This is a genomic window from Aminobacter sp. MDW-2 (genome assembly GCF_014250155.1).
Lineage (GTDB): Bacteria > Pseudomonadota > Alphaproteobacteria > Rhizobiales > Rhizobiaceae > Aminobacter > Aminobacter ciceronei.
Genome location: NZ_CP060197.1, coordinates 5,608,397 through 5,621,156 on the forward strand (window position 1 = coordinate 5,608,397; position 12,760 = coordinate 5,621,156).

General features: G+C 63.5%; 11 protein-coding genes, 1 tRNA gene and 1 riboswitch. Of the genes, 6 read left to right on the forward strand and 6 right to left on the reverse strand.

Annotation, left to right across the window (positions count from 1 at the left end):
- Window positions 1-59: 59 nt before the first annotated feature.
- Entirely contained in the window at window positions 60-956 is an 897-nt protein-coding gene (locus H5P29_RS27645; RefSeq protein ID WP_067965402.1) for a histone deacetylase, read from the forward strand.
- Window positions 957-1,016: 60 nt separating this feature from the next.
- Here the strand turns inward: H5P29_RS27645 and H5P29_RS27650 are convergent, their stop codons facing one another.
- A complete protein-coding gene (locus H5P29_RS27650; RefSeq protein WP_182575995.1) occupies window positions 1,017-1,313 on the reverse strand; it encodes a DUF6460 domain-containing protein in 297 nt (98 codons plus the stop codon).
- Window positions 1,314-1,640: 327 nt separating this feature from the next.
- Here H5P29_RS27650 and H5P29_RS27655 point away from each other — a divergent pair, with 327 nt between their 5' ends.
- Window positions 1,641-3,479 carry a diguanylate cyclase domain-containing protein gene (locus tag H5P29_RS27655; RefSeq protein ID WP_185910215.1) on the forward strand — a complete coding sequence of 613 codons (1,839 nt, stop codon included), beginning with the start codon at window positions 1,641-1,643 and terminating at the stop codon, window positions 3,477-3,479.
- A 17-nt stretch (window positions 3,480-3,496) separates the two neighbouring features.
- Here the strand turns inward: H5P29_RS27655 and H5P29_RS27660 are convergent, their stop codons facing one another.
- Window positions 3,497-4,483 carry a UDP-glucuronic acid decarboxylase family protein gene (locus H5P29_RS27660; RefSeq protein ID WP_067967090.1) on the reverse strand — a complete coding sequence of 329 codons (987 nt, stop codon included), beginning with the start codon at window positions 4,481-4,483 and terminating at the stop codon, window positions 3,497-3,499.
- Window positions 4,484-4,587: 104 nt separating this feature from the next.
- Here H5P29_RS27660 and H5P29_RS27665 point away from each other — a divergent pair, with 104 nt between their 5' ends.
- Window positions 4,588-6,411, forward strand: coding sequence for a glycosyltransferase (locus H5P29_RS27665; protein ID WP_154387158.1), 1,824 nt, complete (start codon window positions 4,588-4,590; stop codon window positions 6,409-6,411).
- Between the two features lie 93 nt (window positions 6,412-6,504).
- A tRNA-Gly gene (locus H5P29_RS27670) sits at window positions 6,505-6,578 on the forward strand.
- Between the two features lie 136 nt (window positions 6,579-6,714).
- Here the strand turns inward: H5P29_RS27670 and H5P29_RS27675 are convergent.
- Both H5P29_RS27675 and H5P29_RS27680 read right to left on the reverse strand, forming a co-directional pair.
- A complete protein-coding gene (locus H5P29_RS27675; RefSeq protein ID WP_154387159.1) occupies window positions 6,715-7,497 on the reverse strand; it encodes an ABC transporter substrate-binding protein in 783 nt (260 codons plus the stop codon).
- A gap of 109 nt (window positions 7,498-7,606) precedes the next feature.
- Window positions 7,607-8,695 carry a 2'-deoxycytidine 5'-triphosphate deaminase gene (locus tag H5P29_RS27680; protein ID WP_067965411.1) on the reverse strand — a complete coding sequence of 363 codons (1,089 nt, stop codon included), beginning with the start codon at window positions 8,693-8,695 and terminating at the stop codon, window positions 7,607-7,609.
- A 141-nt stretch (window positions 8,696-8,836) separates the two neighbouring features.
- Window positions 8,837-8,914, forward strand: a riboswitch (SAM riboswitch).
- Window positions 8,915-8,957: 43 nt separating this feature from the next.
- On the opposite strand from H5P29_RS27680, the gene H5P29_RS27685 reads away from it, so the two are divergent.
- Window positions 8,958-10,151: an O-succinylhomoserine sulfhydrylase gene (locus H5P29_RS27685; protein ID WP_067965413.1), complete on the forward strand. Its 1,194-nt coding sequence runs from the start codon at window positions 8,958-8,960 to the stop codon at window positions 10,149-10,151.
- A gap of 160 nt (window positions 10,152-10,311) precedes the next feature.
- Window positions 10,312-10,704 carry a Co2+/Mg2+ efflux protein ApaG gene (gene apaG / locus H5P29_RS27690; RefSeq protein WP_067965414.1) on the forward strand — a complete coding sequence of 131 codons (393 nt, stop codon included), beginning with the start codon at window positions 10,312-10,314 and terminating at the stop codon, window positions 10,702-10,704.
- Window positions 10,705-10,723: 19 nt separating this feature from the next.
- On the opposite strand, the gene H5P29_RS27695 is transcribed toward apaG, so the two are convergent.
- Complete coding sequence (locus tag H5P29_RS27695) at window positions 10,724-11,731, reverse strand: Hsp33 family molecular chaperone (RefSeq protein ID WP_067965415.1); 1,008 nt, start codon at window positions 11,729-11,731, stop codon at window positions 10,724-10,726.
- A gap of 101 nt (window positions 11,732-11,832) precedes the next feature.
- Entirely contained in the window at window positions 11,833-12,750 is a 918-nt protein-coding gene (gene argF, locus H5P29_RS27700; protein ID WP_067965416.1) for an ornithine carbamoyltransferase, read from the reverse strand.
- Window positions 12,751-12,760 lie beyond the last annotated feature (10 nt).

Genomic DNA, 12,760 nt, shown 5'->3' on the forward strand with positions numbered 1-12,760 from the left:
CCGCAACCATTTAAGTTACGGCAACAATCGATTTCGCCCTCCTGGTTCAGCACCCCTCCATGCCGCTTCAGATCGTCAGCCATCCCGACTACGATGCCGGCTTTGCCGCCGACCACCGCTTCCCGATGGGCAAATACACGGCGCTGATGGCACGGCTCGAAGCCCTCGGCCTGACCAGCGGGGTCAACCGGGCCGAACCGATCGCGCCGCACTATCTCAGGCTTGCGCATGACGCTACCTATGTCGACCAAGTGCTGACCTGCACGGTGCCGCACCATATCGAGCGCGAGATCGGCTTTCCTGTCGGTGAGCGCGTGTCGCGGCGCGCCCAGCTCGCCGCAGGTGGCACGCTGGCTTCGGCACGGCTGGCACTCAGCCATGGCATCGCCTGCAACGCCGCCGGCGGCAGTCACCATGCCCGCCGCGCCCAGGGCGCCGGCTTCTGCACCTTCAACGACGTCGCCGTCGCCGCACTGGCGCTACTCGAAGATGGGCAGGTCGAGAACATCCTGGTTGTCGATCTCGATGTGCATCAGGGCGACGGCACCGCCGAGATCCTTGCCAGCACTCCTTCGGTGTTCACTTTCTCGATGCATGCCGAAAAGAACTACCCGGTGCGCAAGGTCGCCTCGAGCCTCGACATCGGCTTGCCCGACAAGACTGGCGACGATGCCTATCTGGATGCTCTCACCGACGCCCTTGCCGGCCTGTCACGACACGGCAGATGGGACATCGTCTTCTACAATGCCGGCGTCGATCCGCATCGCGAGGATCGGCTTGGCCGTCTAGCGCTGAGCGACGAGGGGCTGCGCCGGCGCGAGCGTCTCGTCATTGGGCACTTTCGCGGACGTGGCGTGCCATTGTGCGGGGTGATCGGCGGCGGCTATTCGACCGATGTCGCAGCCCTTGCCGCCCGCCACGCCATCCTGTTCGATACGGCGGCCGCCTTCGCCTGAGCATGGCCCCGAAACGCATCAATCGCGTTTCGGAAAAGATCATGCCAGACGGGGCGGCAGCTATTTGCGGTAGCTGAACAGCCTCAGAATGATGAAGGCCGGCACGACGATCGCGGCACCCAGCAGGAAGTAGCCGAGGAAGCGATCGACGGCGCGGAAGCCCATGCGCCAGATGTCGACGAAGAAATCGCGGATGCCGTAGATCACGTCGAAGGGCGACCAGCCGAAGGCTGACATGACGATGCCGACGAGGAAGGAGATGACCAGCAGCTTGATGAACACCCTGAGCGGGGTGTCGCCGAGAAAGCGCGTCAATCCGGACAAGTTCGATCTCCTGCGATTCGAGCCATCAGGCATATCGTGATTGCGCCACGCGCTTCAAGGTGCTGACGCCGATGCCACCCGCGCTGCACAACCTGCGATTCATGTGATCGGCAGACATTTCACGCAGGACGATACATCCGCGTTGACCTTTTGGAAAACATTCTCGGGCGATTAGCAACTTCTGATGGATCGTCGGGAGTTGAGCGCGCGGTGGGAATGGAGAAGAACTCGCAAGCCAAACGCGGTCTCAACAGCTACCTCATCGCCTTGGCGTTGGCCTGCCTGCTTCCCGTGGTCGCAGTATCGGCGGTTGCGGTCTGGTCTGCCGGAAGCGCCTACAGGGATGCGGCAGTCGCGCGCTTGAACGACACCGCTCGCACGCTGGCCAATGCCATCGAAGGAGAGCTGAGCAGCCGCTTCGCCAACATGTCGGTGCTGGCGCAACATCGTGAGATTCCCGATCCCGAACCGCTCCCTGAGCCGGAACTGTGGGTGCTCGGCGCCGACAACAATGTGGCGCTGATCGCCAACGATCGCGTCCCGGCCTTGCGCGCCAGGTCGAACGCGGCGGCGGATGCCGCAGTGCTTGCCATGAGCACGCAGGCGAACGTTGTCTCGAATGTGCTTACCACAGGCAACGAGCCGCGCCTCGTGCTGGCTGTGCCCGCCCCTCCGGGCAAGCGCGGGACCGCTGCCTACGTCATGTCGACGTCACCTCAAGACCTGATCCAGACCTTGCAGCGCGGCAAGCGCGCGCCGACCGACATATTGGTGGCCGTCACCGACGGCAACGGGCGCATTCTCGCACGTTCGCGTGACGCCAGCCGGTTCATTGGCCAAGTCGCTCCGGACTGGCCCAAACTGGAGGCGCTTGGAACCAATGCCGGACTTTTTGCGGCAAAGACCATTGAAGGCCTGCCGATCATCCTGTCTTTCCAGAAGCTGGCTGGCACACCGGGCTGGGTGATCATCGTCGGTGAATCGACGACCGTATTCGACGCGCGCTGGCGCGACCCGATGTTCAATCTGATGTTGGGTGCAGGCATGAGCCTGCTGCTTGCCGTCTGCGTGGCGATGTGGCTCGGCAAACGCATCCTGCAGCCTGTGCAGGCACTGGCCCGCTACAGCAATGCCATCGCCGATGGACAGGAGACGGAGGCGGCCTCGGTTGCCCCATCCTCAATCCAGGAATTCGAGATCCTGCGCCAGAGCTTTGCCAGGGCCGAAAATGCCCTGCGCAGCGAAAAGCGCCGCTATCGCACCATCGCCGAAACGGGTGCCATTGTGCTGTGGCGTCGCGACGGGGATGGCAGCGCTGGCCTCGCGACCGGCTGGGAGCAACTCACCGGCCGGCCGGAAAGCGAGGTCGAGGGCCAGGAGTGGACCAACGCCATCCATCCCGACGATCGCCCGATTACCTCCGCCGCCTGGGCCGAGGCGCTCAAGCAAAACACGCCGCTCGATGTCGAGTTCCGTCTCAAGGTCAGTGACGGACGCTGGCTCTGGGTTCGCTCGCAAGGTGCCCCGGTGTTCGACACAGACGGGCGCATCATCGAATGGGTCGGGCTGCTAGAGGACATCGACGAACGCAAGCGCGCGCAGGCCGACATCGCCTATCTGGCGCATCACGACACGCTGACCGGGCTCGGCAATCGCATCCTGTTTCGCCAGCAGCTCGAACTGGCGGTCGGCAATGTCCGGGATGGCCGCGCCCGCGCCCTGCTCTGCCTCGACCTCGACCTGTTCAAGCAGGTCAACGACACGCTCGGCCACCCTGTCGGCGACGCGCTGCTGTGCGTGGTCGCCGACAGGCTGCGCGGCTGTGTCGACGCGGCGGATTGCCTCGTGCGCCTCGGCGGCGACGAATTCGCCGTCATCCAGAATGACAGCCGACAGCCGGACGCTTCGGTTTCGCTCGGCTGCCGCATCGTCGAGGCGCTCTGCGCACCCTACGACATCGGCGGTCACCAGATTTCCATCGGCGCCAGCGTCGGTGTCACCTTGATCGGCAACGACAGCAGCGACATCGGTACCTACTTCAAGCGCGCCGACGCCGCCCTCTACCGCGCCAAGCAGGACGGCCGCGGCCGCGTCTGCTTTTTCGATCAGGTCGAGTTGCTCGCCGATATGGTCGAACTGGCCAAGGGCGGTTCGGTGCAGGCGAAGGACGTCGCCGAGCGCAGCAACGGGCGCGCCTAGGCCGTCGCCAGTCGCGCTCAGGAAGCAGCAGCCACCACGCCACCGTCCTTGATGTGCGGTTGAGCGTCCATCAGTTCCTGGAAATAGGCAACCGTGCGCTGAAGGCCCTGCTCCAGCGGCGTGGCGGGTCGCCAGCCGAGAGTACCGGCCAAGGTGATGTCGGGCCGCCGCTGCTTCGGATCATCCTCGGGCAACGGCAAGAACTCGAGCCGCGACCTGCTGCCCGTCTCGGCCAGAACCGCGCGGGCGAGCTCGATCATCGAAAACTCCTCCGGGTTGCCCAGATTGACCGGTCCGGTGAAATCGCGTGGAGAGGCCATCAGCCTGATCAGGCCGTCGACGAGGTCGTCGACATAACAGAACGACCGCGTCTGCGTGCCGCCGCCGAAGATCGAGATGCTGTCGCCGCGCAACGCCTGCATGATGAAGTTGGAGACGACGCGCCCGTCATCGGGCTGCATCCTCGGGCCATAGGTGTTGAAGATGCGGGCGACCTTGATCTCCAGATGGTGCTGTCGCCGGTAGTCGAAGAACAGCGTTTCGGCGCAGCGCTTGCCCTCGTCGTAGCACGAGCGCGGGCCGATCGGATTGACGTTGCCCCAGTAGCTCTCGTCCTGCGGGTGGACGGCCGGGTCACCATAGACTTCCGATGTCGAGGCCTGGAGGATCCTGGCGCCTAGACGCTTGGCGAGGCCAAGCATGTTGATGGCGCCGAGCACGCTGGTCTTGGTGGTCTGCACCGGATCGCGCTGGTAATGGATGGGCGACGCCGGACAGGCCAGGTTGTAGATCTCGTCGACTTCGACAAAAAGCGGCTGGCAGACGTCGTGCTCGATCAATTCGAAACGGGAATGTTCGGCAAGGTGTGCGACATTGGCGCGCGCACCGGTGTAGAAATTGTCGACGCACAAGACACGCGTCCCTGCCGCGAGAAGCCGTTCGCAAAGATGCGAGCCAAGAAAACCCGCTCCACCTGTAACCAGTACCCGCTTTTCTGGACGCATGTCGGCCTCTGCTTTCGCTACAGGCATTGCTTGGCGGGCAAGCTCATGCAATGTCGCTCATGTTTCTACAAGTTCGGCATTTCCAGGCCAATAGGCGCGTTTGAATGAACTATTTCGACGGCAGCGCTTTCAGCAGGGACTGGACATCCCACCACATCCCGATCTGGGAAAAGCTGCTGCGCGAGCGCGCGCAGGAGCCGCTGCGGGTTCTGGAAATTGGCTCCTTCGAGGGCCGCTCGGCGCTGTTTTTCCTGAAGTTCCTGCCTAATTGCCATCTGACCTGCATCGACACATTCGAGGGCAGCGTCGAGCACAGGACACCCGGCTCGCGCCATCACACCGACATGAGCGAAGTCGAGGCACGCTTCGATGCCAACACGAAGCTCTTTTCCGACCGGCTCGAAAAGCTGAAGGCCTTCTCGATCGAGGCGCTGTCGGAACTGCAGCGCGAGTCGCGCCGCTTCGACGTCGTCTATGTCGACGGCGACCACCATGCCGCCTCGGCTTTCACCGACGCCCAGCAGAGCTGGGACCTGCTTGCCTCGGGCGGCATCATGATCCTGGACGACTATCTGTGGCAGCCGGCCAAGCCGGCCGCCGAGCGCCCAAAGCCCGGCATCGACGCCTTTCTCCAGGCAACAGCAGGAGAGTACGAGGTCCTGCACAACGACTACCAGGTGATCGTCCGCAAGACCTGGAGCCCGTCCCGCGATGCCGCTTCAGGTTTCACCATCGGCGGGCGGAGCATCGACGAGGCCTCCGGCGGGTCGATCAAGCCGCCCTTGGTCAGCTTCGTCGTCATCGCCTGGAACTATGGCCGCTACGTCGGTGCGACGATCGACTCGATCAAGGCGCAGGACTACCCCAATTTTGAGTGCCTGGTCATCGACAATGGCTCGACCGACGACAGCGTCGAGGTCATCGCCAGACATGTCGGCAATGACAGTCGCTTCCGTATCGAAACGCTGCCGGAAAATCTCGGCCAGCTTGGCGCGGCATTCTGGTCGCTCGACAAGATCAAGGGCGGCTTCGTCAGCTTCGTCGATGCCGACGATGTGCTGCTGTCGACCTACGCGTCGATGCATGTCCAGGCTCACCTGGCGCTGCGGCAAAGCGTTGCCTTCACCTCGTCCAGCGTCGCGGAAATGGACGCGGTGGGAAACATCCTGGCTGCCGCTGGCGGCGGCGCCGTCGACAGCCAGAGCCAGACGCGAAACTTGCATGTCGAAGCGTCCGTCTTCCGGCTGCCGACCGTCTCACAGCAGCACTTCCAGCAACTGTCGGCGCGGACCGTTCTCGTGCCGAGGTGGGCAAGCGGCTGGCAATGGAGTCCCGGTACGGCAAACATGTACCGGGCGTCGCACTTGCGGCTGGTCCGGCGCGGCGGCGAAGCCAGACACATGCGGGCGGCGGACGGCTACTTCAACTTCATGTGCCATGGCTTTGGCGGCAGCGCCCTTATCGATGTCGTTCTGTCAGGCTACAGGCTGCATGGGGAAAACGCCTTCTCGAACCATGAAAGCTCGCCCTGGCTTCGGTCCGGGACGCCGGAATACTACCGGCTCGCCGAGGAAGCGACGCTGACCGATATCGATTTTCTCCTGGCCAATGCAGGCAGATATGCCTGGATGCTCGACGGCGGCTACTGGTCGGTGCTGGATCTCATCACCCGCGAAACACCCAAGCGACTGCGCAGGTTCTACGGCGACCGCAAGGTGTTCGCGGTCTTCCTGGCAAATGCACCAACACTGGCGGCCGAGTTTCGCTCGCGTGTCTTTTGCCGTGAAATCCTTGCCCGCTTTTCCGGCAGCCAGGCACGAAAGATCCTCCGCGCCGGATATGGCGGGAAGCTCAAGCAGCGCGCCTATGGCGAGATTGCACTGTCCGAGCTGCGCAAAGCGCTGTCGATCCTGCGGAAGCACAAATAACCTCGCCCGGCGCAGCAGCCGAATTGCGTCGGTACTGGTACAACACGTTTCCCGATTGCCTGCCCGCAAGGCGAATGCTAACCAAGTGCCCGCGCGGGTATGATGTAATGGTAGCCTGTCAGCTTCCCAAGCTGAACGCGCGGGTTCGATTCCCGCTACCCGCTCCAATTTTTGCAGCAAGATCTTTCGCCCTGCCCGCAGCCAACCCGAGGCGGGTGCTATCACATGCGTCTTGCGACGCCTGCTCCGGATACGAAAAGGCCGGACGCAAGCGCCCGGCCTTCGGTGTTCAGGTATCAGCGATCAATCCGCGCCATAAATATCGAAGTCAAAATACTTCGCGTTGATCTTGGCGTAGGTGCCGTCCTTGTAGATGGCGTCAATGGCGGCGTTAAGCTTGTCGCGCAAGGCGGTGTCATCGAGGCGGACGGCAATGCCGGTCTCGGATTCGGTGCCCTTGAGATCGCCGATCATCTTGCAGCAATCCTGACCGGTGGTCTTCATCCAGTCGACGAGCACGAACTTGTCGGCGACGACGGCGTCGAGGCGGCCATTGGTCAGGTCGGCCACGGCCTCGTCCTGCGTCGGATAGAGCTTCACGTCGGCGCCGGCCTTGGCATAGTGGTCCTCTGCATAGATGCTCTGCGTCGTCGAGGCCTGTGCGCCCACCGACTTGCCCTTCAGCGCATCGGGCTCCGGTGAGGTCAACTCGGAGGTCTTGAGCGCAATCAGCGCCAGCGGCGTGGTGTAATATTTGTTGGTGAAGGCAACCTGCTTCTTGCGTTCCTCGGTGATGGTCATCGAGGCGACGATGGCGTCGAACTTCTTGCCCTGCAGCGCCGGAATGATGCCGTCCCAATCCTGGGCGACGATCTCGCATTCGACCTTCATCTGAGCGCACAGCGCATTGGCGATGTCGACGTCGAAGCCGACGAGCTTGCCGTCGGCGCTCAGATTGTTGAAGGGCGGATAGGCCCCCTCTGTGGCGATCTTGAGCTTTGTTGAGTCCTGCGCCGAGGCATCGCCCGCCGCAGACAACAGCGCTGCCAGCGAAGCAGCGCAAGCGAACTTCCACGAAATCTGCATGATCCTCTCCATTTGCCGGGCACCCTTATGTCGGGCGTCCCTGCCCGCAGCCAAGCACAGCGGCTTGAAATGGACAAGCAGACTAAGGTCGGCAGACCCTGACCTAAGGTCAGTCCGTACGGAAATGCTTTGAGAGCTTCAGTCCCTGAGCCTGATAGTTGGAGCCGAGGTCGGTGCCATAAAGCGCTTTCGGGCGTGCCAGCATGTGCTCGTAGACGAGGCGGCCGACGACCTGGCCGTGTTCCAGGATGAACGGCACTTCGTGGCTGCGTACCTCGAGCACGGCGCGGCTGCCGGTGCCGCCGGCGCCGGAATGGCCGAAGCCTGGATCGAAGAAGCCGGCATAGTGGACGCGGAACTCGCCGACCAGCGGGTCGAACGGCGTCATTTCGGCGGCGTAGAGCGGCGGCACATGCACAGCCTCGCGCGACACCAGGATGTAGAACTCGTCCGGGTCGAGCACCAATTCCTCGGCGCCATGATTGTAGATCGGCTCCCAGAAGTCGACGACCTTCTGGGCGGCGCGCTTGTCGACGTCGACGAGGCCGGTATGGTGCTTGCCACGATAACCGACGATGCTGCCGGGCGCACCGGCAAGGTCGATCGACAGCGCGATGCCGCCCCCTGAAATGTTTGGCGGATCGATCGCCACCAGCCGGTCGGACAGGTGCAGCGCGTTGAGCTCGGTTTCCGACAACAGCGCATTTCCCTTGCGGAAGCGGATCTGCGACAGGCGCGAACCCTTGCGCGCGACGATCGGGAAGGTGCGCGGGCTGACTTCGAGATAGAGCGGGCCGCTGTAGCCGGCGGGAATCTTGTCGAACTCCTGGCCACGGTCGGTCATGACACGGGTGAAGATGTCGAGGCGGCCGGTCGAGCTCTTCGGGTTGGCCGAGGCCGATATCTCGGCAGGCAAAGCAAGACTCTCCAGCAGCGGCACGATGTAGACGCAGCCCGTCTCCAGCACCGCGCCATTGCTCAGGTCGATCTCGTGCAGCTTGAGCCGGTCGAGCTTGGCCTGAACCAGCGAATTGGGGCCAGGCAGGAAGGACGCGCGCACGCGATATGCGATGGCGCCAAGGCGCAGGTCGAGGCTCGCCGGCTGGATTTGGTCGGCATCGAGCGGCGACGCCTTGAGCGCGCCCGACGCAAACAGCGCCGCGATGTCCTGGTCTGGAAGAATGCCCGACTGCCGCAATTGCCTCACTCCTCTACAGCGCCACCAGCCCAAAAAGCGAGCCGGGGCCGCTGGATCCCGACCGTTTCCGGGCTCATGTGCGTGGCCCAAAACGTTTAGTCGTCCTCGCAATTGACGCAAGCAGGCTGCGGGTCTAAAGGACATTTATCCCGTGGTGATTTGGCCGGTCGGCTTGCAGCCACGTTAAACAAGTCGCTAAAGGGCCGCGTTGTGGACCGGTTGCGACTTATCGCGGCCGGTTTTTTTGTATTTGGATTTGGCTATGAGCTCCGAAAAGCAGCGTAACTGGAAACCCCAGACCACCCTCGTCCATGGCGGCAGCCTTCGCTCCGGCTTCGGCGAGACCTCGGAATCGATCTTCCTGACCCAGGGCTATGTCTATGAAAGCGCCGAAAGCGCCGAGGCCCGCTTCAAGGGCGAGACCCCCGGCTTCATCTATTCGCGCTACGCCAATCCCACCGTCGACATGTTCGAAAAGCGCATGTGTGCGCTCGAAGGCGCGGAGGACGCACGTGCCACCGCCTCCGGCATGGCGGCCGTCACCGCCGCCATCCTGTGCGGCCTGAAGGCCGGCGACCACATCGTTGCTGCCCGTGCCCTGTTCGGCTCGTGCCGTTGGGTCGTCGAGACGCTGGCGCCCAAGTATGGCATCGAGGCGACGCTGGTCGACGGCACGCTGATCGAGAACTGGGAAAAGGCGGTCCAGCCCAACACCAAGCTGTTCTTCCTGGAAAGCCCGACCAACCCGACGCTCGAAGTCGTCGACATCGCGGCGGTCGCGACCCTTGCCAATTCGATCGGCGCACGCCTCGTCGTCGACAATGTCTTCGCCACGCCGATGCAGCAGAAGCCGCTCGAGCTCGGCGCCCATGTCGTCGTCTATTCTGCCACCAAGCACATCGACGGCCAGGGCCGCTGCCTCGGCGGCGTCATCCTGTCGGACAAGAAGTGGATCGATGAGAACCTGCACGACTACTTCCGCCACACCGGCCCGAGCCTGTCGCCGTTCAACGCCTGGACGCTGCTCAAGGGCTTGGAGACACTGCCGCTGCGCGTGCGCCAGCAGACCGAGACCGCCGGAAAGATCGCCGACTTCCTCGCCGAGCAGCCTGAAGTGTCGCGCCTGATCTATCCGGGCCGCGCCGACCACCCGCAGGCCGACATCGTCAAGCGCCAGATGTCGGGCGGCTCGACGCTGATCTGCTTCGACGTCAAGGGCGGCAAGAAAGCCGCTTTCGCCTTCGAGAACGCGCTGCGGATCGTGCTGATCTCGAACAATCTCGGCGACGCCAAGAGCCTGATCACCCATCCGGCGACGACGACGCACAAGAACCTCACCGACGAGGCCCGCGCCGAGCTCGGCATCGACGACGGCACGCTGCGTCTGTCAGTCGGCCTCGAAGACGCCGACGACCTGCTCAACGACATCGGCGACGCGCTGAAGGCGGCGCGCTAGACGCCCGGGACAACGGCGCTCCGCAACCGGGAGCGCCGTTCAAGCGGGCGGTAAGATCCGCCACAGCCTCATCACAATCGGCGTGATTTTGTCGAACAGCAGTTGACCCGCAGCCTCGCGCGGCGGACTCTGTCATCGTGCAGGCCAAGGAGCGCAGCATATGTATCGCGCAATCACCCGCAATATCGCGGTCGAGGTCGAGCCCTTCTATCTGGTGGACCAGTCGGAGCCAGCGGAAAACCGCTACGTCTGGGGTTACCGCGTCACCATCGAGAACAATTCCGACGAATTCGTCCAGTTGCTGTCGCGCTACTGGCACATCACCGATGCGAGCGGCAAGGTCGAAGAAGTGCGCGGCCCGGGCGTGGTCGGCGACCAGCCCGAGCTCAATCCCGGCGACAGCTATCAATATGCGTCCGGCTGCCCGCTCTCGACGCCGTCAGGCATCATGGTCGGGCGCTACACCATGCGCAACGAGGCGGGCGAGATGTTCGACATCGCCATCCCGGCCTTCTCGCTCGACTTGCCCGATGCTCGCCCCAGGCTGAACTGACGCATCATTGCGCCCGACTTCACTGTACCGGTGCGAATTCTGCCGGGTCGAATTCGTAGGATTTGGAGCAGAACTCACAGGCGACGCGGATGACGCCGTCTTCGACGCTGTCAGTGATTTCCTCGGCCGTGAAGCCCTGCAGGATGCCCTTGATCTTCTGGCCCGAACACGAGCATTCGTCGACGACGCGAACGCCGTCATAGACGACCACGCCATGCTCGTGGAACAGGCGGTAGAGCAGCCTTTCGGTGCCGACCGTCGGGTCGATCAGTTCGGTCGGCTCGATGGTTCCGACCAACGCCAGAAGCTCCTGCCAGGAGTTGTCGTCCGGGTGGACTGCGATGTCGCGCTCGTCGCCGTCGCCGCCATGGATGTCGGCCACGCGCCGGCGCTCGGGCGAGTCGGGCAGGAACTGCGCCAACAGGCCGCCGGCACGCCAATGCTCGCGCGGGCCGCCTTCGGCCGGCAGCACGAGCTTTGCCACCGACAGCTTGACCTCGGTGGGGATCTGTTCCGACTGGCGGAAATAGGCGCGCGCCGCCTCTTCCAGCGTGATGCCGTTGAGTTCGACGATGCCCTGGTAGCGTTGGGTATGCTCGCCCTGATCGATGGTCAGCGCCAGCACGCCGCTCCCGAGCAGATCCTCGGGCGCGGTCATGCCGGCCTCTATCGCCGCATCGACGCGGTCGGCGTCGAAGCGTGCATAGGCGCGCAGCGAATGCGGCGTGGTGAAGTCGGCGACCAGCATGTCGACCGGCCCGTCAGTGCGGGTCTGGAAGATGAACTTGCCTTCGAATTTCAGCGACGTGCCGAGCAGCACCGTGACCACACAGGCCTCAGCCAGGAGCCTGGCCACCGGCTCGGGATAGTCGTGCCGTCCGAGGATCTGGTCGAGCAGCGGGCCGAGTTGGACGGTGCGGCCACGCACGTCGAGCGGCTCGACCTGGAATGGAACGACATGGTCGTCGCCGGCGAACCCGAATTCGCCGAGCTTGCGTTCGGTGTCAGTCACTGGAACTTGTCCCATCTATAGAGTTCCGCGCCCGGTCGGTCCGCCGACGGTCGCAGAACATGGCTTTGATGATAATTGAATGATCCCGCCCCAGATAGGGTCGCGGGATCACGCATTCAAGCGCCCAGGCACCAGGCGAGCACGGCCTTCTGCGCGTGCAGCCGGTTTTCCGCCTCGTCGAAGACCACCGAGTTCGGGCCGTCGATGACCTCGTCGGTCACTTCCTCACCGCGATGCGCCGGCAGGCAGTGCATGAACAGGGCGTCGGGCTTGGCATGCTTCATCAGGTCGGAATTGACCTGATAAGGCAGGAACACGTTATGGCCGCGGGCGCGATGCTCCTGGCCCATCGACACCCAGCAGTCGGTGACGATGGTGTCGACACCGCGAACCGCGTCTTCGGGCGAGCGCGTGATCATGACCTTGCCGCCATTGGCGCGGGCCCAGTCGATATACTTCTGCTCCGGCTCGCTGCCCTCGGGCACGGCGATGTTGACGCTGAAGCTGAAGCGGGCCGAAGCCTCGAGCAGCGAGTGCAGCACGTTGTTGCCGTCACCGGTCCAGGCAAAGGTCTTGCCGCGCACCGGGCCGCGATGCTCCTCGAAGGTGAGGATATCGGCCATCAGCTGGCACGGATGGGTGTCGTCGGTCAAGCCGTTGATGACGGGAACGGTCGCATTCTCGGTCAGCTCGAGCAGTCGGTCATGCGCGGTGGTGCGGATCATGATGGCGTCGACATAGCGCGACAGCACCTTGGCGGTGTCGGCGATCGATTCCGAGCGGCCGAGCTGCATCTCGGTGCCGGTCAGCATGATGGTTTCGCCGCCAAGCTGACGCATGCCGACATCGAACGAGATGCGCGTGCGGGTCGACGGCTTGTCGAAGATCATCGCCAGTACCTTGCCCTCCAGCGGCTTCGATCGCTCGCCGGCTTTCAGGCGCGCCTTGCGCTTGGCTGCGTCGTCGAGAATCCCGCGAAGGTCGCTCCCGGAAAGTGCCGAGAGGTCGGTGAAATGGCGAATCCCGCTGGTCATGTAACTTCCT